This is a genomic window from Lysinibacillus fusiformis, from assembly GCF_003049525.1.
GTDB lineage: Bacteria > Bacillota > Bacilli > Bacillales_A > Planococcaceae > Lysinibacillus > Lysinibacillus fusiformis.
Window position 1 is genome coordinate 27,534 of the sequence record NZ_PYWL01000014.1, and the last position, 19,466, is coordinate 46,999.

The following is a 19,466-nucleotide window of genomic DNA, read 5'->3' on the forward strand; positions in this document are numbered from 1 at the left end:
TTTGTCAAAGAGGAAATTCTTTGCAAACGATTATCGAGCTGCGTAAAGAGTCTTTATAAAGACCTATACTAGAGGGAGGTAGGCTCCTTGATAGACGTTAATGAATTTGAATATATGAAAATTGGTTTAGCATCCCCTGACAAGATTCGCTCTTGGTCATATGGTGAGGTTAAAAAACCTGAAACAATTAACTACCGTACGTTAAAACCAGAAAAAGATGGTTTATTCTGTGAGCGTATTTTTGGGCCAACTAAGGATTGGGAATGTCATTGTGGTAAATATAAACGTGTTCGCTATAAAGGTGTAGTTTGTGACCGCTGTGGTGTTGAAGTAACGCGTGCTAAAGTTCGTCGTGAACGTATGGGTCATATCGAATTAGCTGCACCAGTTTCTCATATCTGGTACTTCAAAGGTATTCCTAGCCGTATGGGTCTAATTTTAGATATGTCACCGCGTGCACTTGAAGAAGTTATTTATTTTGCTTCATACGTTGTGATTGAGGCTGGTGCGACGAATTTAGAAAGCAAACAGTTACTTTCAGAAAAAGAGTACCGTGCATACCGCGAAAAATTCGGAAATACATTCGAAGCTGCAATGGGTGCAGAAGCAATTAAAAAATTATTAGGCAAAATTGACCTAGAGGATGAGACGCATTCTTTAAAAGAAGAGTTAAAATCTGCACAAGGTCAAAGACGTACTCGTGCTATCAAACGTTTAGAGGTTGTTGAATCATTCCGTAACTCAGGTAACTCACCTGAATGGATGATTTTAGATGTACTTCCTGTAATTCCACCTGAGCTTCGTCCAATGGTGCAATTAGATGGTGGACGTTTTGCAACTTCAGATTTAAACGATTTATACCGTCGTGTTATCAACCGTAATAACCGTTTAAAACGTTTATTAGATTTAGGTGCTCCAAGCATCATCGTACAAAACGAAAAACGTATGTTACAAGAAGCTGTTGACGCGTTAATTGATAATGGTCGTCGCGGACGTCCTGTAACAGGTCCTGGTAACCGTCCACTAAAATCACTTTCACATATGTTGAAAGGTAAACAAGGTCGTTTCCGTCAAAATCTACTTGGTAAGCGTGTTGACTATTCTGGTCGTTCCGTTATCGTAGTAGGTCCAAACTTAAAAATGTACCAATGTGGTCTACCTAAAGAAATGGCTATTGAATTATTCAAGCCGTTCGTTATGAAGGAACTAGTAGAACGTGGTCTTGCTCATAACATTAAATCTGCTAAGCGAAAAATCGAACGTTTAAACAACGACGTTTGGGATGTATTAGAAGATGTTATCCGTGAGCATCCAGTATTACTTAACCGTGCACCAACGCTACACCGTCTTGGTATTCAAGCATTTGAACCAACACTAGTAGAAGGTCGTGCTATTCGTCTTCACCCATTAGTATGTACAGCATATAACGCTGACTTCGATGGTGACCAAATGGCGGTTCACGTACCATTGTCTGCTGAAGCTCAAGCTGAGGCTCGTCTTCTAATGCTTGCTGCGCAAAACATCCTGAATCCAAAAGACGGTAAACCAGTAGTAACACCTTCGCAAGATATGGTATTAGGAAACTACTACTTAACGCTTGAACGTGAAAATGCACGTGGAGAAGGTACTATTTTCTACGGTCCAAACGAAGTTTTAATCGCATATGATACAGGTCATGTGCATTTGCATACACGTATTGCTATTAAAGCTAGTTCGTTAAATAACCCAACATTCACAGAGGAACAAAATAATATGTTCCTATTAACGACTGTCGGTAAAGTAATCTTTAACGAAATCTTGCCTGAATCATTCCCTTATATCAATGAGCCGACTGATTTTAACTTAGAGCAAGTGACACCAGAAAAATACTTTGCGAAATTAACAATTGACGAAGACACACTAAAAGAGCTTGAATCAGATAGTGCTTATAATAGCCTTGATGAAAAAGGGAAAATTGACGCACAACGTACAGCTGTATTGCGCAAGCATTTTGAATCTGTACCAGTTGTAAATCCATTCCGTAAAAAGTTCTTAGGAAATATCATTGCTGAAGTATTTAAACGTTTCCACATTACTGAAACATCTAAAATGCTTGACCGCATGAAAAACCTTGGATTCAAGTATTCAACACGTGCTGGTATTACTGTAGGTGTATCTGATATCGTCGTATTACCTGATAAAGGTGAAATTTTAGCAGTAGCTCAAGAAAAAGTAGATAAAGTTCAAGCGCAATTCCGCCGTGGTTTCATCACAGAGGATGAGCGTTATGACCGTGTTATCTCAAGCTGGAGTGCTGCCAAAGATGAAATCCAAGCGAAACTGATGAAGTCTCTTGAGAAAACAAACCCAATCTTCATGATGTCTGACTCAGGTGCCCGTGGTAACGCGTCTAACTTTACACAGTTAGCAGGTATGCGTGGTCTGATGGCCAACCCGGCTGGTCGTATCATCGAACTACCAATTAAATCTTCATTCCGTGAAGGTTTAACAGTATTAGAGTACTTCATCTCAACTCACGGTGCTCGTAAAGGTCTTGCCGATACAGCCCTAAAAACTGCCGATTCTGGTTACTTAACACGTCGTCTTGTTGACGTTGCACAGGATGTAATTGTGCGCGAAGATGACTGTGGTACTGACCGTGGTTTAACAATTGGTGCATTAATGGAAGGCACAGAGCTAATCGAGGCTCTAGATGAGCGTATTGTTGGTCGTCATACGAAGAAAACAATCTTACACCCTGAAACTGGTGAAGTGATTTTAAACAAAGATGGTTTAATCGATCAAGATGTGGCTCGAGCAATTATCGAAGCTGGTATTGAAGAAGTGACTATCCGTTCAGCATTTACATGTAATACAAAACATGGCGTATGTAAAAAATGTTACGGCATGAACTTAGCAACAGGTGAAAAGGTTGAGGTAGGAGAGGCAGTTGGTATTATTGCTGCTCAATCAATCGGTGAACCGGGTACACAGTTAACAATGCGTACATTCCATACAGGTGGGGTTGCCGGGGACGATATTACACAAGGTCTTCCACGTATCCAAGAGATCTTTGAAGCACGTAATCCAAAAGGTCAATCTGTTATTTCAGAGATCGCAGGTACTGTTTCAGATATCACAGAAATCCGTGAGGGCTTAAAAGAAATCACTGTTCAAGGTGACGTAGAAACTCGTAAGTATCAAGCGCCTTATAATGCACGTCTAAAAGTTATCGAAGGTGATAATGTAGAGCGTGGTCAGGTTCTAACAGAGGGTTCTATCGATCCAAAACAATTGTTAAAAGTCAAAGACGTTTCAACTGTTCAAGAATATTTATTAAAAGAAGTTCAAAAAGTATACCGTATGCAAGGGGTAGAAATTGGAGATAAACATATCGAAGTAATGGTTCGCCAAATGCTTCGTAAAGTACGTGTAATTGAAGCTGGAGATACAGATTTATTACCAGGTTCATTACTAGATATCCACCAATTTGCAGAGGCTAACGCAGATGCTGTTATGAATGGCAAAAACCCAGCTACTTGTCGTCCTGTAATCCTAGGTATTACAAAAGCTTCTCTTGAAACAGAATCATTCTTATCTGCAGCATCGTTCCAAGAAACAACACGTGTGTTAACAGATGCAGCAATTAAGGGTAAACGTGACGAGCTTCTTGGATTAAAAGAGAACGTAATTATCGGTAAACTTGTTCCTGCAGGTACTGGTATGCAACGTTACCGTCAAATCCGCATCGAAAAAGATGAGCTTGACACAGAAGTCGTTTCTGCTGAATAAACATTAAAAATAGTGCCGAAGAGATGGAATTACGCCATCTCTTCGGACTTTTTAAAGATATTAGTTGACAGTATAAAATGGTAATGATAATATATTGAAGGTTGATAGTTAACTGTCTATACTTCGGAGGATATGAAAATGTCTTATGATAAAGTAAGGACTAGTCAAACAATCATAGGTACAAAGCAAGCAGTAAAAGCAATGCGAGCCGGTTCAGTGAAAGAACTCCTTGTGGCACTTGACGCAGACAATTGGGTAACCGATTTGGCCATATCTTTCGCGAGAGAAATCGGTATACCAGTTATTCTTGTTGAGTCCAAAAAGGAACTGGGCAAGGCCTGTGGAATCCACGTTGGAGCTGCGGTAGTTGCAATTACTGGAGAGTAGTTTTTGTGTATTAAACACAAAGACTTTGTTTTTACCCAAAAAATGAACCACCTGGATGTGTGGTATTAACAAGGAATAAATGAAGGGAGGAAAAATCGATGCCTACAATTAACCAATTAGTACGTAAGCCTCGTCAATCTAAAAGCACGAAATCAAAATCACCAGCGTTAAACAAAGGATATAACTCATTTAAAAAATCTTTAACTGATGTTAAATCTCCTCAAAAACGTGGTGTTTGTACTCGTGTTGGTACAATGACACCTCGTAAACCAAACTCAGCGTTACGTAAATACGCTCGTGTACGTTTAACTAACCAAATTGAGGTTACAGCTTATATCCCAGGTGAAGGCCACAACTTACAAGAGCACAGTGTTGTTCTTATCCGTGGCGGACGCGTAAAAGACTTAGCGGGTGTTCGTTACCATATCGTACGTGGAGCTCTTGATACAGCTGGTGTAAACGGTCGTTTACAATCACGTTCTAAATACGGAACAAAACGCCCTAAAGAAAAAAAATAATTTAACGTTCAATAACGTTATTTAAAACTGAGCCTTATACTAATTGTCACAAATATCGAATCTTGCTAGCAGATTTGATATTTGATTGACGAATATAAAAAGGCTAACTTATAAAATAATCGATATTTATTCGAAAGGAGGAAAACACATGCCTCGTAAAGGTCCTGTTTCCAAACGTGACGTGTTACCAGATCCAATTTATAGTTCAAAACTAGTAACTCGTTTAATCAATAAAATGATGGTTGATGGTAAAAGAGGTACTTCTCAAAAGATTTTATACGGTGCGTTCGAAATTGTTAAAGAACGTTCTGGTGAAAATCCAATTGAAGTATTCGAAGCTGCTCTAAATAACGTAATGCCAGTTCTTGAAGTACGCGCTCGCCGTGTTGGTGGTTCTAACTACCAAGTACCGGTTGAAGTTCGTCCAGAACGTCGTACAACTTTAGGTCTTCGTTACCTAGTTAACTATGCTCGTCTTCGTGGTGAAAAAACTATGGAAGAGCGTTTAGCTAACGAAATTCTTGATGCTTCTAACAACACTGGTGCATCAGTTAAGAAACGTGAAGATATGCACAAAATGGCAGAAGCGAACAAAGCATTCGCTCACTACCGCTGGTAATATAACCTATGTGTTAACGGATTGGTTAGCACAAGGTCTCTTATACAGTCTTTATCGTCTTTACCCCAATATGGAAGGAGAAATTTCCTATGAAACGCGAATTCTCACTTGAGAATACTCGTAATATTGGGATCATGGCTCACATTGATGCTGGTAAAACAACAACAACTGAGCGTATCCTTTATTACACTGGTAAGATTCACAAAATCGGTGAAACTCATGAAGGCGCTTCTCAAATGGACTGGATGGAGCAAGAGCAAGAACGTGGTATTACAATCACTTCTGCAGCAACAACAGCCCAATGGGCAGGCCATCGTGTAAACATCATCGATACGCCTGGACACGTAGACTTCACTGTAGAAGTAGAACGTTCATTACGCGTACTTGACGGTGCTGTTACAGTACTAGATGCTCAATCTGGTGTTGAGCCTCAAACTGAAACTGTATGGCGTCAAGCTACAACTTATGGTGTTCCACGTATTGTATTCATTAACAAAATGGATAAAACAGGAGCAGACTTCTTATATTCTGTAGGAACTCTACATGATCGTTTACAAGCAAACGCTCACCCTATTCAATTACCAATCGGAGCTGAAGATCAGTTCTCTGCAATCATTGACTTGGTTGAAATGAAAGCTACTTTCTATGGTGACGAAAAAGGTACAGCAGTAACTGAGGGAGAAATTCCTGAAGAATACCGCGCACAAGCTGAAGAATACCGTGAAAAATTAATCGATGCTGTTGCAAGTGTTGATGAAGATATCATGGAAAAATATTTAGAAGGCGAAGAAATTTCTGTTGCGGAACTTAAAGCGGCAATCCGTCGTGCTACAATCGCAGTAGAATTCTACCCAGTAATCTGTGGTACAGCGTTCAAACACAAAGGTGTACGCCCAATGTTAAATGCTGTTATCGATTACTTACCATCTCCAGTAGATGTACCAGCAATCAAAGGTACTTCTGTTGATGGTGACGAAGAGTTAGAACGTAAATCTTCTGATGAAGAGCCATTCTCAGCTCTTGCATTCAAAGTTATGACTGACCCATTCGTAGGTAAATTAACGTTCTTCCGTGTGTACTCTGGAACATTAGATTCAGGTTCATACGTACAAAACTCTTCTAAAGGTAAACGTGAGCGTGTAGGTCGTATCCTACAAATGCACGCTAACTCTCGTGAAGAGATTTCTAAAGTATTCGCTGGGGACATCGCAGCAGCAGTAGGTCTTAAAGATACTACTACTGGTGATACTCTTTGTGACGAGAAAAACCTAGTTATTCTTGAATCAATGGAATTCCCTGAGCCAGTAATTTCTCTTTCTGTAGAACCAAAATCAAAAGCTGACCAAGATAAAATGGGTCAAGCTTTACAAAAACTTCAAGAAGAGGATCCAACTTTCCGTGCTCACACTGACACAGAAACTGGACAAACAATCATCTCAGGTATGGGTGAACTTCACCTTGATATCTTAGTTGACCGTATGCGCCGTGAATTTAAAGTAGAAGCTAACGTAGGTGCTCCAATGGTATCTTACCGTGAAACATTCCGTGGCTCTGCAAAAGTTCAAGGTAAATTCACTCGCCAATCTGGTGGTCGTGGACAATATGGTGACGTAACGATTGAGTTCTCTCCAAATGAAGAAGGTAAAGGCTTTGAATTCGAAAACGCTATCGTTGGTGGTGTAATTCCTCGTGAATACATTCCTGCAGTTGAAGCTGGTCTTCGTGACTCTCTTGACCGCGGTGTAGTAGCTGGTTACCCTCTAATCGATATTAAAGCGAAATTAGTATTCGGTTCTTACCATGACGTTGACTCGAATGAGATGGCGTTCAAAATTGCTGCATCTATGGCTCTTAAAGAAGCATCTAAACAATGTGATGCTGTTATCTTAGAACCAATGATGAAAGTAGAAGTTGTAATTCCAGAAGAATACCTTGGTGATATCATGGGTAACATTACTTCTCGTCGCGGACGCGTTGAGGGTATGGATGCTCGCGGTAACTCACAAGTTGTTCGTGCTATGGTTCCTTTAGCAGAAATGTTTGGTTATGCAACGACTCTTCGTTCTGCAACGCAAGGTCGTGGTGTATTCTCAATGACATTCGATCATTATGAAGAAGTACCAAAATCAATTGCTGCTGAAATCATCAAAAAAAATAAAGGTGAATAATTGAATTTTCATCTTGCATAAAGTATAACTAATTTGTAAGCTATGATTGCAGGATAGGGGATGGGCCCGTTCTCTATCAGCATTCATTCTATAAATTTCAAAAATAAAACATATAATTTTGAGGAGGCAATCTCTAATGGCTAAAGAAAAATTTGACCGTTCTAAAACGCATGCTAACATTGGTACAATCGGACACGTTGACCATGGTAAAACTACTTTAACTGCTGCAATCGCTACAGTTCTTTCTAAAAAAATGGGTGGTACAGCTAAATCATACGCTGACATCGATAACGCTCCTGAAGAAAAAGAGCGTGGTATCACAATCAATACTTCTCACGTAGAATACGAAACAGAAACTCGTCACTATGCACACGTTGACTGCCCAGGACACGCTGACTATGTTAAAAACATGATCACTGGTGCTGCACAAATGGACGGCGGTATCTTAGTAGTATCTGCTGCTGATGGCCCAATGCCACAAACTCGTGAACACATCCTTTTATCTCGTCAAGTAGGTGTTCCATACTTAGTAGTATTCATGAACAAATGTGATATGGTTGATGACGAAGAATTATTAGAATTAGTAGAAATGGAAATCCGTGACCTACTATCTGAATATGACTTCCCAGGTGATGATATTCCTGTAATCAAAGGTTCTGCTCTTAAAGCTCTTGAAGGCGAAGCAGAATGGGAAGAAAAAATCGTTGAATTAATGGACGCTGTAGATTCTTACATCCCAACTCCAGAACGTCAAACTGACAAACCATTCATGATGCCAGTAGAGGACGTATTCTCTATCACTGGTCGTGGTACAGTTGCAACTGGCCGTGTTGAACGTGGTCAAGTTAAAGTTGGTGACGTAATTGAAATCATCGGTATCGCTGAAGAAGCTAAATCTACTACTGTAACAGGTGTAGAAATGTTCCGTAAATTATTAGACTATGCTGAAGCTGGTGACAACATCGGTGCTTTACTTCGTGGTGTTGCTCGTGAAGAAATCCAACGTGGTCAAGTATTAGCTAAACCAGGTTCAATTACTCCACACACTAACTTCAAAGCTGAAGTTTATGTTTTATCAAAAGAAGAGGGTGGCCGTCATACTCCATTCTTCTCTAACTACCGTCCTCAGTTCTACTTCCGTACAACTGACGTAACAGGTATCTGTAACTTACCAGAAGGCGTTGAAATGGTAATGCCTGGTGATAACATCGAAATGACAGTTGAACTTATCGCTCCAATCGCTCTTGAAGAAGGTACTAAATTCTCTATCCGTGAGGGTGGCCGTACTGTAGGCGCTGGCGTAGTTGCTTCTATCCAAAAATAATTTTAGCTTTCGCTAATAGTCAAACCAATCTGTAGGGACGCTTACAGATTGGTTTTTTATGTTAAAATAAAAGTAATTAAGCTTTTAATTAGTGTATGAATACATAACAGCCAGCATGTCATCTAGGTTAAATAATTAAGCAGAAAGGGATTTGAATATGGAGATGAAAATTTTACTGATAGAAGATGATCCGTCGATATTTAGTATGATTGAAGAACGTTTTGCACAATGGTCATTACAAGTTGTTGGACCTAAAAATTTTCAAAAGGTGATGGATGATTTTATAGAAGTGAAGCCACATCTTGTGCTAATTGATATTCAGTTGCCTGCCTATGATGGCTTTCATTGGTGTCGAGAAATTCGTCATCTCTCCAATGTGCCAATCCTTTTTCTATCCTCGCGAGATCATCCAATGGATATGGTGATGGCCATGCAAATGGGAGCAGATGATTTTATACAAAAACCCTTTCATATGGAAGTATTACTCGCTAAAGCACAGGCTATTTTACGAAGAACATATGACTATGTTGAAGCAAAGATGGATGTTACACGCTTTAACGAAGCCGTTATTGATTATGCAAGGAGTGAAATTATGTGTGATGGAGCTATAGCTTCCTTAACAAAAAATGAACTCTTTATATTGCGCATTTTAGTGGAACAGGCTAATCATATCGTCTCAAGAGATGAATTAATGCGAAAACTGTGGGATGATGAACGTTTTGTAAACGATAATACTTTATCGGTGAATGTTAACCGTTTACGTGCAAAGCTAGAGGATATTGGCCTACATGAAGTGATTCTAACCAAAAAAGGACTTGGCTATATAGCAGTAACCCAAGGGACGTGAACTAATTTGTTACTATTATTTATAAAAGAGCGCTTTGCATGGATCGGTTTTTTTGCATTTATAATGGTACTATTAAACGTGCTATTTTCTTTAGATGTTGGTTTAAATAGTGTGTCTATTTGGTATGTAAATGTTAGTTTGCTTGTTAGTTTCGCACTCTTTTTCGTATGGCGCTTTATCGCTGAAGTTGGGAAATTAAATGATTTCCTGGGAAATATGGATAGTCATCTTGATGAAGCCCATAAAAGTAGCTTATCATTATCACCTTTTCAAGAAGTGGGCTTTCGAAAAATGGAGGATGTCTTTCATGAAAAGAATATGGAATTGAATCAGGCCAAAGTGCAGCTCCAAGAGTATTCAGATGAGTTGCTGGCATGGGTTCATGAAGTAAAAGGACCTTTAACAACTATTAATCTAATGTTAGACCATGTGGAGGATTTATCCACACGTCGAAAATTAGAAAATGAATGGTTAAGACTACATCTGTTAGTCGATCAACAGCTGCACCAAACTAGACTTACTTCTATAGAAAAGGACAATTATTTAACTGAAATTGAGTTGAAACCAATTGTTTATAAAGAGATTCGAGCTATGCAAGCCTGGTGTATAGAAAAGGGAATTGGTTTTGAAGTAGATGAACTGACTGAAAAGGTGATGACAGATGGTAAATGGCTAGCATTTATTGTACGTCAAATTCTCTCGAACGCCATAAAATATAGTTCAGCCAATTCAGAGGTAACGATTTTTACTGAACTTGACCCAGCAGGTGCGACTTTATTACATATTAAAGATATGGGTGTTGGTATACCTTCGGAGGATTTACCTAGAATTTTTCAAAAGTCATATACAGGTAACGTAGGGAGAGAATCTACTCAGTCTACTGGTATGGGTCTTTACTTAGCATATAATGTGGCGCAAAAAATAGGTATCCGTATAAATGTTCAATCGAATGTAGGTGAGGGTTCATTATTTACGCTACGGTTCCCATTACAAAATGAATATGTCAAACTAACAGGTAGATGACGAAAATGTCACCTACCTTTTTATATTGTCATGTAAAACGCACGAATGAATAGGTGCAACAGGGTACACTTGGAATATAGAGAGGGGCGTTTATCAGTGACAGTGTTAATTGGTCGTAAAATAAAAAAAGTTTATGGAAAGAAATCAACGGCTCAGGAAGTGTTAAAGGGTATTGATTTGAAAGTAAGTAAAGGTGAATTTGTAGGTATTATGGGACCTTCTGGATCAGGAAAAACAACACTTTTAAATGTCTTATGTTCAATCGACTTTGCAACAGAAGGAGTCATTGAAATAAACGGTCATAATTTAAGGGGAATGAAGGAAAAGGCTTTGGCCAACTTCCGTAGAGAGCAATTAGGTTTCATATTTCAAGATTATAATTTATTAGATACATTAACTGTAAAGGAAAATATTCTTCTCCCCTTAGCAATCAGTAAATTGCCTAGAGCAGTTGCTGAAAGCCGTGTAAAAGAGCTAACATCCTTACTAGGCATAACAGAAATTTTAAATAAATACCCCAATGAAATATCCGGAGGGCAAAAACAGCGTACTTCCGCTGCGCGTGCACTTATTACAAATCCATCATTGGTATTTGCAGATGAGCCTACTGGTGCATTAGATTCCAAATCAGCAACAGCCTTGCTTCAAAATCTACAAAATATTAATGAGACAAAAGAAGCGACAATCATGATGGTTACGCATGATGCAGTAGCTGCAAGTTTCTGTACACGTGTTTTATTTTTAAAGGATGGTCTTATTTATAGTGAGCTTTATAAAGGGGATAAATCAAGACAGGCTTTTTTCCAGGAAATCATGCATACGCAAAGTGTGCTAGGCGGTGATGGTTATGAGTCTTAGTAAGCTAGTGTTAAGAAGCATGAAGAAAAATATGAAGCACTACTATTTATATTTCTTTGCGCTTATTTTTAGCGTTACTTTATATTTTTCCTTTGTAACATTACAAAATAATTCTGCAGTATGGGATGCTGTTCAAATGAGTGGAACGGCGACAGCTGGATTTAAAGCAGCAACTTATATTTTATATTTTATCGTCTTGTTCTTCGTCTTGTACGCCAATCATTTATTTATGAAGCGTCGTAGTAAGGAAATAGGCTTGTACCAATTGATTGGCATGACCAAGGGATTGATTGTACGCCTATTAGCAATCGAAAATATTCTACTATTTGTAGGAGCTGTAATTTTAGGTATGCTGGCCGGTTTCTTTAGTTCACGTGTGTTTGCAATGATTTTATTGCGTGTACTTGAGAAAGAAGCTCTTGTAACCATGACATTTAGTACGCAGGCATTACAGCAATCCATGATTGTATTTACTATACTTTTGTTGATTGTCCTTATACAAATGGCCTGGATGATCCATCGCGTTTCTTTACTATCACTATTTACCGCAGCTAAACAAGCAGATGAACGTGTAAGACGTTTTAGTGCATTACAAATGGCCATAGGCTTTATGGGGCTAGTTTTAATTGTTTATGGCTACTATGCTTCAACAAAGCTGTTTGATATTGAATCAGCCGGTAACCTATTTATTAATATGATTATTATTCTAGCTACTACAATTGGTGGAACATTTCTGGTCTTTCGATTCTCTGTAGCGTTTATTATGAACACAATTCGCTTAAAGAAAAAAGGGCATCTTTCCATTCAGGATGTATTGGCATTAACGCCTATTATGCATCGTATGAAGAGCAATGCTAAGTCATTAACGCTTATAACCGTATTAACAGGTGTATCACTAGGTGTGACGACATTATCCTATATCTCCTACTATTCCTCAGAAGCATCAGCATATAGCCAAGTACCAGGTGATTTTATCTTGCTAGAAGAGCAGGGGATGTCTTTCTTACATGCGTTAGAGGAAAATAACATAGTCTACGATAAGATAGATTATCGTTTGCAGGGAGTAACAGCTTCCGTAGGACAATTAATGTCTAAAAAGCAGCAGGATAATCCTTTATATGATATGGAAGGAACAATTTATACGATTCCACTTTCTGATTACAAGAAGAGTGTTCCTGAAGCCTCGCTATCAGGAAATGAAGTGATTTTAACAAACTATGGCGGGTATATGGCTGAGATGTTCCCATTAGAGAAAGATCGTGATGTAGTAGTTTCTGCAGGGGAGCTTGAAGAAACTTTTCATGTTGTAGATGTACACGATAAAAGTATTATTAGTGGTATTGTTACAGCTGGAGGTGGCGGGCCCATCTTTGTTATAACAGATGACATGTTTAAAAGTCTAACTACGCAATCAGAGCATTACCCTTGGCATCAACAATCATCTATTACTATTAATTCAAAAGAAGACTTAGTAATGGCAGAAAAATTATATGTACAGACAAATGCCGGGGTGATTATAACTAAAGATCATGAAGGTAAAACACAGCAATATACTCAATCTTCATATGAAGAGAAGCGTAAAGATAATATTGAATCATTAGGTCTCACTATTTTTACAACTGCCTTTTTAGGATTAGCCTTCTTAATGACAACTGGTAGCATTCTGTACTTCAAACAAATGTCTGAGGCAGAGGAAGAGCGTGGTTCCTATACAATCCTCAGAAAAATTGGCTTTGCAGAAAAAGATATTATGAGAGGCATATATATGAAACAAGCCTTTAATTTTGGAGTCCCTTTAATAATTGGACTATTGCATAGTTATTTTGCTGTTAAATCAGGATGGTTTTTATTTGGTACAGAGTTAACGGCACCCTTGTGGATTGCAATGTGCTGTTATATAGCGTTGTATACGATTTTTGCCATTCTGTCGGTAGGCTATTATAAAAAAGTCGTTCGAGAATCATTGTAACAATTAAATAAGTAAAACTTAGAAACAGTGTGATGCTAAATAGATCATACTGTTTTTTTTATTGCTTCGAACGATGAAAAACCTTGACTTTCAATTATCAGAATAATAATCTTTAACATGTTAGTAATTTAGTGTATGAAAGTGAGTGTAACAATGAATGCAGTAATAGTGGCGGTAGCCGTTATGTTAATATTAAGCCTACTTCGCATCAATGTCGTTCTTTCTTTAGTGCTAGGAGCGTTTGTAGGCGGTCTTACAAGCGGAATGAGCATTGAGGCAACAGTAGAATCATTTACAGAAGGGTTAGGGGCAGGTGCAACGATAGCATTAAGCTATGGCTTACTTGGCGCCTTTGCCATCGCCATTGCCAAAACAGGGATACCTGAATTGATGATTACAGGGATGCTAAAGATTTTAAATAGTGAAAGCAATCGCAAAGGTTTAGTAAAGGTCTTAATTTTTTTCCTTATTTTCTTGATGTCCATTTTATCTCAAAATGTCATACCTATTCATATCGCCTTTATTCCACTATTGATTCCTCCTGTTTTAAAAATTTTAAATATGCTAGAGGTCGATCGACGTCTAGTGGCAACCTTAATTGCAGTGGGCTTAATCGGTACTTATAGCTTTGTACCAGCTGGCTTTGGAGCGATCTTTCAAGATATCGTTGCTACACAGGTGTCTGAGGCTGGGATGGTAGTATCCTCACGTGATGTTCCTGTGGCAATGGCGATTCCAGTGCTAGGTATGTTGGTTGGATTATTTACAGCCTTTATTGTATATCGTAAGCCAAGGCATTATAAAAATAATGAAATAGAGGCTGATTCTCTTCATGTTAATGTCAGCAAATTTGTGATGTTTTCCACAGCCTTTGCATTAGTCGTATCATTATGTGCTCAAGTGTTAACAGATTCTATGATTGTTGGTTCCTTTGCAGGTATTATGGTTATGTATTTTACAGGGGCGCTGAAATGGAAAGAGGCAGATGACATTCTATCCGAAGGAATGAAGATGATGGCCTTTATAGGATTTGTTATGATTGCCGCAAATGGCTTTGCTGCGGTCATTAATGCTACTGGACATGTGGATAGCTTAATTACAAGCTCTATAACTATTTTAAAAGGAAATAGAAGTTTAGCGGTATTTATTATGTTAGTCATAGGATTAGTTGTGACAATGGGGATTGGTTCTTCCTTTGCAACAGTGCCAATTATCGCGACACTATTTGTTCCTCTTGCACAAGGGTTAGGAATGAGCCCATTAGCGATCCTCTGTTTAATAGGTACAGCAGGAGCTTTAGGCGACGCAGGCTCTCCAGCATCAGATTCTACATTAGGTCCAACAGCAGGATTAAATGTAGATGGACAACATCATCATATTTGGGACACCTGTGTTCCTACTTTTATATTCATTAACATTCCACTAATTCTATTTGGTTGGATTGCATGTGTGTTCTTTCTATAGAAGTAAGAAGGGGTACTAAAGGGGTACTACTATTTAAAAAGACTTCATAAGTTATTTGAAATGTTCGACATTGTTGCTTGATAACCTTAGGTGTTGCAATATGTAGTGAAATTTTATATACTAATAAACGGCTTAACAAAGCGAAGTAATAGTAGTACTAAGAATATCTGCAACATTTAAAAGAATTTAGCGAAAAGACTTGCTTATTCTTTTTTTATTGTATATAATGTTGAATGTTGGTCTTTGACTGCGATGAAGCGAGAGGTTGCCGACACACCCGGCCGCTTTGCCATGGCGGTGTGTGGGAAAATTTTCGTGGAGAATGTCTAGAAAATAGGCGAGAAGGAGGGAAAATAATGGCAAAACAAAAGATTCGTATTCGTTTAAAAGCGTATGATCACCGTATTTTAGATCAATCTGCTGAGAAAATTGTGGAAACTGCAAAACGTTCAGGTGCAAGTGTATCAGGTCCGATTCCACTTCCAACTGAGAAGTCTGTGTACACAATTCTTCGTGCTGTTCACAAGTACAAAGATTCTCGTGAACAATTCGAAATGCGTACGCATAAACGTCTGATCGATATCGTTAACCCAACACCACAAACTGTTGATGCGTTAATGAAACTTGATTTACCATCTGGCGTTGATATCGAAATAAAACTTTAATGGTAAAAACAATATAACTTTTTAAAACTTACAGGAGGTGTGACAAATGGCTAAAGGAATCTTAGGTAGAAAAATTGGTATGACACAAGTTTTCGCTGAAAACGGCGATTTAATCCCGGTAACAGTTATCGAAGCTACTCCAAACGTAGTACTTCAAAAGAAAACTGTTGAAACAGACGGCTACGAAGCAATTCAAGTTGGTTTCGAAGATAAGCGCGTTAAGCTTTCTAACAAACCACAACAAGGTCACGTAGCAAAAGCGAACACTGCTCCTAAGCGCTTCATTCGTGAATTCCGCAACGTGAACGTGGAAGAGTACGAAGTTGGTCAAGAAGTCAAAGTAGAAATTTTCGCAGAAGGCGATGTAATCGATGTAACAGGTGTTACTAAGGGTAAAGGTTTCCAAGGTGTAATTAAACGCCACGGACAATCTCGTGGTCCTATGGCCCACGGTTCTCGTTACCACCGTCGTCCTGGTTCAATGGGTCCAGTTGCTCCGAACCGCGTATTTAAACAAAAGAAATTACCTGGTCAAATGGGTGGCAATGTAGTTACAATCCAAAACTTAGAAGTCGTGAAAGTTGATACAGATCGTAACTTACTACTTGTTAAAGGTAATGTTCCTGGTTCTAAAAAAGCTCTAGTTACAGTAAAAACTGCAATTAAAGCTAAGTAATCACTTAAGGAAAGGAGGAAACAGGAATGACAAAAGTATCTGTACTTAGTCAAACAGGTGCTTCAGTTGGTGAAATCGAATTAAACGATGCGATCTTCGGAATCGAGCCAAATGAAGCAGTATTATTCGACGCAGTAGTAGCTCAACGCGCTTCTCTACGTCAAGGTAATCACAAGGTTAAAAACCGTTCTGAAGTTGCTGGTGGTGGTCGTAAGCCATGGCGTCAAAAAGGAACTGGTCGTGCTCGACAAGGTTCTATCCGTTCTCCACAATGGCGCGGCGGTGGTATCGTATTCGGTCCTACTCCACGTAGCTATTCTTATAAATTACCTAAAAAAGTTCGTCGCTTAGCTCTTAAATCTGCTTTATCAGCTAAAGTAGTAGAACAAAACTTCTTAGTTCTTGATGCTCTAACTCTAGCAGCACCAAAAACAAAAGAATTCACAAAAATCCTTAAAGATCTTTCTTTAGAGAAAAAATCTTTATTCGTAACTGCTGACCTAGATGAAAACGTAGCATTATCTGCTCGTAACATCCCTGGTGTAACAGTTTTAACTGCAAATGGAATCAACGTTCTTGATCTTTTAGGTCACGAAAAAGTTGTATTCACTAAATCTGCAGTAGAAAAAGTTGAGGAGGTGCTTGGATAATGGAAGCACGTGATATTTTAAAACGTCCGGTCATTACTGAGCGTTCTTCAGAACTTATGGCAGAGAAAAAGTATACTTTCGAAGTAGACACTCGCGCTAATAAAACTCAAGTAAAAGACGCTGTAGAAGAAATCTTTGGTGTAAATGTTGAGAAAGTAAACGTTCTTAACTACAAAGGTAAATTCAAACGCGTTGGCCGTTACGGTGGTTACACTAACAAACGTCGTAAAGCGATTGTTAAATTAACTGCTGATAGCAAAGAAATCGAATTATTCGAAATGTAATCCCTAGTGGATTTATGATTTGAACACTCAAGAAGGAGGGAAAACACAATGGCGATTAAAAAGTATAAACCTACCTCTAATGGTCGTCGTAACATGACGTCATTAGACTTTGCGGAAATTACAACTAACAAGCCTGAGAAATCATTGCTTGAACCAACTAAACGCAAAGCTGGTCGTAACAACCAAGGTAAAATCACTGTTCGTCATCATGGTGGTGGTCATAAGAAGCAATACCGTGTTATCGATTTCAAACGTGTTAAAGATAGCATTCCGGCAAAAGTTGCTACTATTGAATATGATCCAAACCGTTCTGCGAATATCGCATTAATCAATTACGCTGATGGAGCAAAAGCTTATATCTTAGCACCTAAAGGTCTAGAGGTTGGTCAAACAATCGTTTCTGGTCCGGATGCTGATATTAAAGTAGGTAACGCTTTACCATTAGCAAACATTCCAATGGGTACTACAATCCATAACATCGAGTTAAAACCTGGTAAAGGTGGACAATTAGTACGTTCTGCTGGTACTTCTGCTCAAGTACTTGGTCGTGAAGGAAAGTACGTAATCGTTCGTCTTCAATCTGGTGAAGTACGTTTAGTGTTAGCTACTTGCCGCGCTACAATCGGTCAAGTTGGTAATGAACAACACGAACTTGTACACATCGGTAAAGCAGGTCGTAGCCGTTGGTTAGGCAAACGCCCAGAAGTTCGTGGTTCTGTAATGAACCCTAACGATCACCCACACGGTGGTGGTGAAGGACGTTCTCCAATCGGACGTAAATCACCAATGACTCCTTGGGGTAAACCAGCACTTGGTTACAAAACTCGCAAGAAGAAAAACAAATCGGATAAATTTATCATCCGTGGTCGTAAAAAATAAAGTGGTTAAACTACGGTTCTATGTGAGAGCCGTGGTGGAATCACAGAGGGAGGTTCCTACATGGGTCGCAGCTTGAAAAAAGGACCTTTTGTCGATGACCACTTAATAAAAAAAGTGGAAGTACAAGAGGCTTCTGAGAAAAAACAAGTTATCAAAACTTGGTCACGCCGTTCTACAATCTTTCCGAACTTTATCGGTTTAACGATTGCTGTATATGATGGACGTAAACATGTTCCTGTATACGTAACAGAAGATATGGTAGGCCATAAACTTGGTGAGTTCGCACCGACACGTACTTACAAAGGTCACGGTGCAGACGACAAGAAAACAAGACGCTAATTTTGAGAGGAGGTAAATCCTAATGACACAAGCTAAAGCTATCGCTCGTACAGTACGCATTGCTCCTCGCAAAGTACGTCTAGTTGTAGACTTAATCCGAGGCAAGCAAGTTGGTGAGGCAGTTGCAATTTTACGTCATACTCCAAAAGCGGCGTCTCCAGTCGTTGAGAAAGTATTAAAATCTGCAGTTGCTAATGCTGAGCACAACTACGATCTTGACATCAACTCTTTAGTAGTTTCTGAAGTGTTCGTTGATGAAGGTCCAACTTTAAAACGTTTCCGTCCACGTGCGCAAGGACGTGCAAGCGCAATTAACAAACGCACAAGCCACATCACTCTAGTGGTATCTGAGAAGAAGGAGGGTTAATCCGTGGGTCAAAAAGTACATCCAATAGGACTACGCGTTGGTATTATTCGTGACTGGGAGTCAAAATGGTACGCTGAAAAAGACTATGCAACTCTACTTCACGAAGACATCAAAGTGCGTAAATATATTGAAACGGCTCTTAAAGACGCTTCTGTTTCTAAAGTGGAAATCGAACGTGCTGCAAACCGTGTAAACATTACAATTCACACTGCGAAACCAGGTATGGTAATCGGTAAAGGTGGTACTGAAGTTGAAAATCTTCGTAAATACCTTAGCGAGTTAACTGGTAAACGTGTACACATCAACATCATTGAAATTAAACGTGCAGATCTTGACGCTCGTCTAGTAGCTGAAAACATCGCTCGTCAATTAGAAAACCGTGTATCATTCCGTCGTGCGCAAAAGCAAGCGATCCAACGCACAATCCGTGCTGGTGCAAAAGGAATTAAAACACAAGTATCTGGTCGTTTAGGTGGCGCTGATATCGCGCGTGCTGAACACTATAGTGAAGGAACTGTTCCACTTCATACTCTACGTGCTGACATTGATTATGCACACGCAGAAGCTGACACTACTTACGGTAAATTAGGCGTTAAAGTATGGATCTACCGTGGTGAAGTTCTTCCTACGAAGAAATCTGTGGAAGGAGGCAAATAAT

19 protein-coding genes are annotated in these 19,466 nt (G+C 39.1%); all 19 read left to right on the forward strand.

The genetic code is table 11. The features are described from left to right. Positions 1–87: 87 nt before the first annotated feature. Entirely contained in the window at positions 88–3,771 is a 3,684-nt protein-coding gene (gene rpoC / locus C9J29_RS20650) for a DNA-directed RNA polymerase subunit beta' (protein ID WP_008181592.1), read from the forward strand. Between the two features lie 138 nt (positions 3,772–3,909). Further along, positions 3,910–4,158 carry a ribosomal L7Ae/L30e/S12e/Gadd45 family protein gene (locus tag C9J29_RS20655; protein ID WP_025116449.1) on the forward strand — a complete coding sequence of 83 codons (249 nt, stop codon included), beginning with the start codon at positions 3,910–3,912 and terminating at the stop codon, positions 4,156–4,158. Between the two features lie 98 nt (positions 4,159–4,256). Further along, positions 4,257–4,676, forward strand: coding sequence for a 30S ribosomal protein S12 (gene rpsL, locus C9J29_RS20660; protein ID WP_008181595.1), 420 nt, complete (start codon positions 4,257–4,259; stop codon positions 4,674–4,676). A gap of 148 nt (positions 4,677–4,824) precedes the next feature. Next, complete coding sequence (rpsG, locus tag C9J29_RS20665; RefSeq protein WP_025116448.1) at positions 4,825–5,295, forward strand: 30S ribosomal protein S7; 471 nt, start codon at positions 4,825–4,827, stop codon at positions 5,293–5,295. Positions 5,296–5,384: 89 nt separating this feature from the next. Then, on the forward strand, positions 5,385–7,463 hold the full coding sequence (gene fusA / locus C9J29_RS20670) for an elongation factor G (protein ID WP_025116447.1): 2,079 nt from the start codon (positions 5,385–5,387) through the stop codon (positions 7,461–7,463). 136 nt (positions 7,464–7,599) lie between these two features. After that, positions 7,600–8,787 carry an elongation factor Tu gene (tuf, locus tag C9J29_RS20675; RefSeq protein ID WP_008181778.1) on the forward strand — a complete coding sequence of 396 codons (1,188 nt, stop codon included), beginning with the start codon at positions 7,600–7,602 and terminating at the stop codon, positions 8,785–8,787. A gap of 157 nt (positions 8,788–8,944) precedes the next feature. Beyond that, positions 8,945–9,634, forward strand: coding sequence for a response regulator transcription factor (locus C9J29_RS20680; protein ID WP_008181776.1), 690 nt, complete (start codon positions 8,945–8,947; stop codon positions 9,632–9,634). 6 nt (positions 9,635–9,640) lie between these two features. Continuing rightward, positions 9,641–10,657 carry a sensor histidine kinase gene (locus tag C9J29_RS20685; protein WP_096365627.1) on the forward strand — a complete coding sequence of 339 codons (1,017 nt, stop codon included), beginning with the start codon at positions 9,641–9,643 and terminating at the stop codon, positions 10,655–10,657. Between the two features lie 96 nt (positions 10,658–10,753). After that, a complete protein-coding gene (locus C9J29_RS20690; protein WP_107922711.1) occupies positions 10,754–11,515 on the forward strand; it encodes an ABC transporter ATP-binding protein in 762 nt (253 codons plus the stop codon). Next, positions 11,505–13,484, forward strand: a complete 1,980-nt coding sequence (locus C9J29_RS20695) for an FtsX-like permease family protein (RefSeq protein ID WP_043990828.1) — start codon at positions 11,505–11,507, stop codon at positions 13,482–13,484. The genes C9J29_RS20690 and C9J29_RS20695 overlap by 11 nt, the downstream gene beginning before the upstream one ends. A gap of 153 nt (positions 13,485–13,637) precedes the next feature. After that, positions 13,638–14,948: a Na+/H+ antiporter family protein gene (locus C9J29_RS20700; protein ID WP_036147910.1), complete on the forward strand. Its 1,311-nt coding sequence runs from the start codon at positions 13,638–13,640 to the stop codon at positions 14,946–14,948. Positions 14,949–15,304: 356 nt separating this feature from the next. Beyond that, positions 15,305–15,613, forward strand: a complete 309-nt coding sequence (gene rpsJ / locus C9J29_RS20705) for a 30S ribosomal protein S10 (RefSeq protein WP_004233624.1) — start codon at positions 15,305–15,307, stop codon at positions 15,611–15,613. A 46-nt stretch (positions 15,614–15,659) separates the two neighbouring features. Next, positions 15,660–16,289 (forward strand): 50S ribosomal protein L3, encoded by a 630-nt coding sequence (rplC, locus tag C9J29_RS20710; protein ID WP_025116441.1) that lies wholly within the window; start codon positions 15,660–15,662, stop codon positions 16,287–16,289. 26 nt (positions 16,290–16,315) lie between these two features. Then, positions 16,316–16,939 (forward strand): 50S ribosomal protein L4, encoded by a 624-nt coding sequence (gene rplD, locus C9J29_RS20715; RefSeq protein WP_012296062.1) that lies wholly within the window; start codon positions 16,316–16,318, stop codon positions 16,937–16,939. Next, positions 16,939–17,223, forward strand: a complete 285-nt coding sequence (gene rplW / locus C9J29_RS20720; protein WP_008181914.1) for a 50S ribosomal protein L23 — start codon at positions 16,939–16,941, stop codon at positions 17,221–17,223. The genes rplD and rplW overlap by 1 nt, the downstream gene beginning before the upstream one ends. A gap of 48 nt (positions 17,224–17,271) precedes the next feature. Continuing rightward, positions 17,272–18,102 (forward strand): 50S ribosomal protein L2, encoded by an 831-nt coding sequence (rplB, locus tag C9J29_RS20725; protein WP_008181913.1) that lies wholly within the window; start codon positions 17,272–17,274, stop codon positions 18,100–18,102. 60 nt (positions 18,103–18,162) lie between these two features. Continuing rightward, entirely contained in the window at positions 18,163–18,441 is a 279-nt protein-coding gene (rpsS, locus tag C9J29_RS20730; protein ID WP_089986390.1) for a 30S ribosomal protein S19, read from the forward strand. Between the two features lie 22 nt (positions 18,442–18,463). Further along, the gene (gene rplV, locus C9J29_RS20735) at positions 18,464–18,808 is read left to right on the forward strand and encodes a 50S ribosomal protein L22 (protein WP_004233639.1); all 345 of its coding nucleotides are present in this window, start codon (positions 18,464–18,466) and stop codon (positions 18,806–18,808) included. 3 nt (positions 18,809–18,811) lie between these two features. Then, positions 18,812–19,465: a 30S ribosomal protein S3 gene (rpsC, locus tag C9J29_RS20740; RefSeq protein WP_025116438.1), complete on the forward strand. Its 654-nt coding sequence runs from the start codon at positions 18,812–18,814 to the stop codon at positions 19,463–19,465. Position 19,466 lies beyond the last annotated feature (1 nt).

Bases quoted from the DNA above. Each gene is read 5' to 3' on its own strand.
- rplC (WP_025116441.1), top strand. From the start codon at position 15,660: ATGGCTAAAGGAATCTTAGGTAGAAAAATTGGTATGACACAAGTTTTC.
- rplV (WP_004233639.1), top strand. From the start codon at position 18,464: ATGACACAAGCTAAAGCTATCGCTCGTACAGTACGCATTGCTCCTCGC.
- C9J29_RS20655 (WP_025116449.1), top strand. From the start codon at position 3,910: ATGTCTTATGATAAAGTAAGGACTAGTCAAACAATCATAGGTACAAAG.
- C9J29_RS20680 (WP_008181776.1), top strand. From the start codon at position 8,945: ATGGAGATGAAAATTTTACTGATAGAAGATGATCCGTCGATATTTAGT.
- rplW (WP_008181914.1), top strand. From the start codon at position 16,939: ATGGAAGCACGTGATATTTTAAAACGTCCGGTCATTACTGAGCGTTCT.
- rplD (WP_012296062.1), top strand. From the start codon at position 16,316: ATGACAAAAGTATCTGTACTTAGTCAAACAGGTGCTTCAGTTGGTGAA.
- C9J29_RS20695 (WP_043990828.1), top strand. From the start codon at position 11,505: ATGAGTCTTAGTAAGCTAGTGTTAAGAAGCATGAAGAAAAATATGAAG.
- rpsL (WP_008181595.1), top strand. From the start codon at position 4,257: ATGCCTACAATTAACCAATTAGTACGTAAGCCTCGTCAATCTAAAAGC.
- C9J29_RS20700 (WP_036147910.1), top strand. From the start codon at position 13,638: ATGAATGCAGTAATAGTGGCGGTAGCCGTTATGTTAATATTAAGCCTA.
- rpsG (WP_025116448.1), top strand. From the start codon at position 4,825: ATGCCTCGTAAAGGTCCTGTTTCCAAACGTGACGTGTTACCAGATCCA.
- rpsJ (WP_004233624.1), top strand. From the start codon at position 15,305: ATGGCAAAACAAAAGATTCGTATTCGTTTAAAAGCGTATGATCACCGT.
- rpsS (WP_089986390.1), top strand. From the start codon at position 18,163: ATGGGTCGCAGCTTGAAAAAAGGACCTTTTGTCGATGACCACTTAATA.
- tuf (WP_008181778.1), top strand. From the start codon at position 7,600: ATGGCTAAAGAAAAATTTGACCGTTCTAAAACGCATGCTAACATTGGT.
- fusA (WP_025116447.1), top strand. From the start codon at position 5,385: ATGAAACGCGAATTCTCACTTGAGAATACTCGTAATATTGGGATCATG.
- rplB (WP_008181913.1), top strand. From the start codon at position 17,272: ATGGCGATTAAAAAGTATAAACCTACCTCTAATGGTCGTCGTAACATG.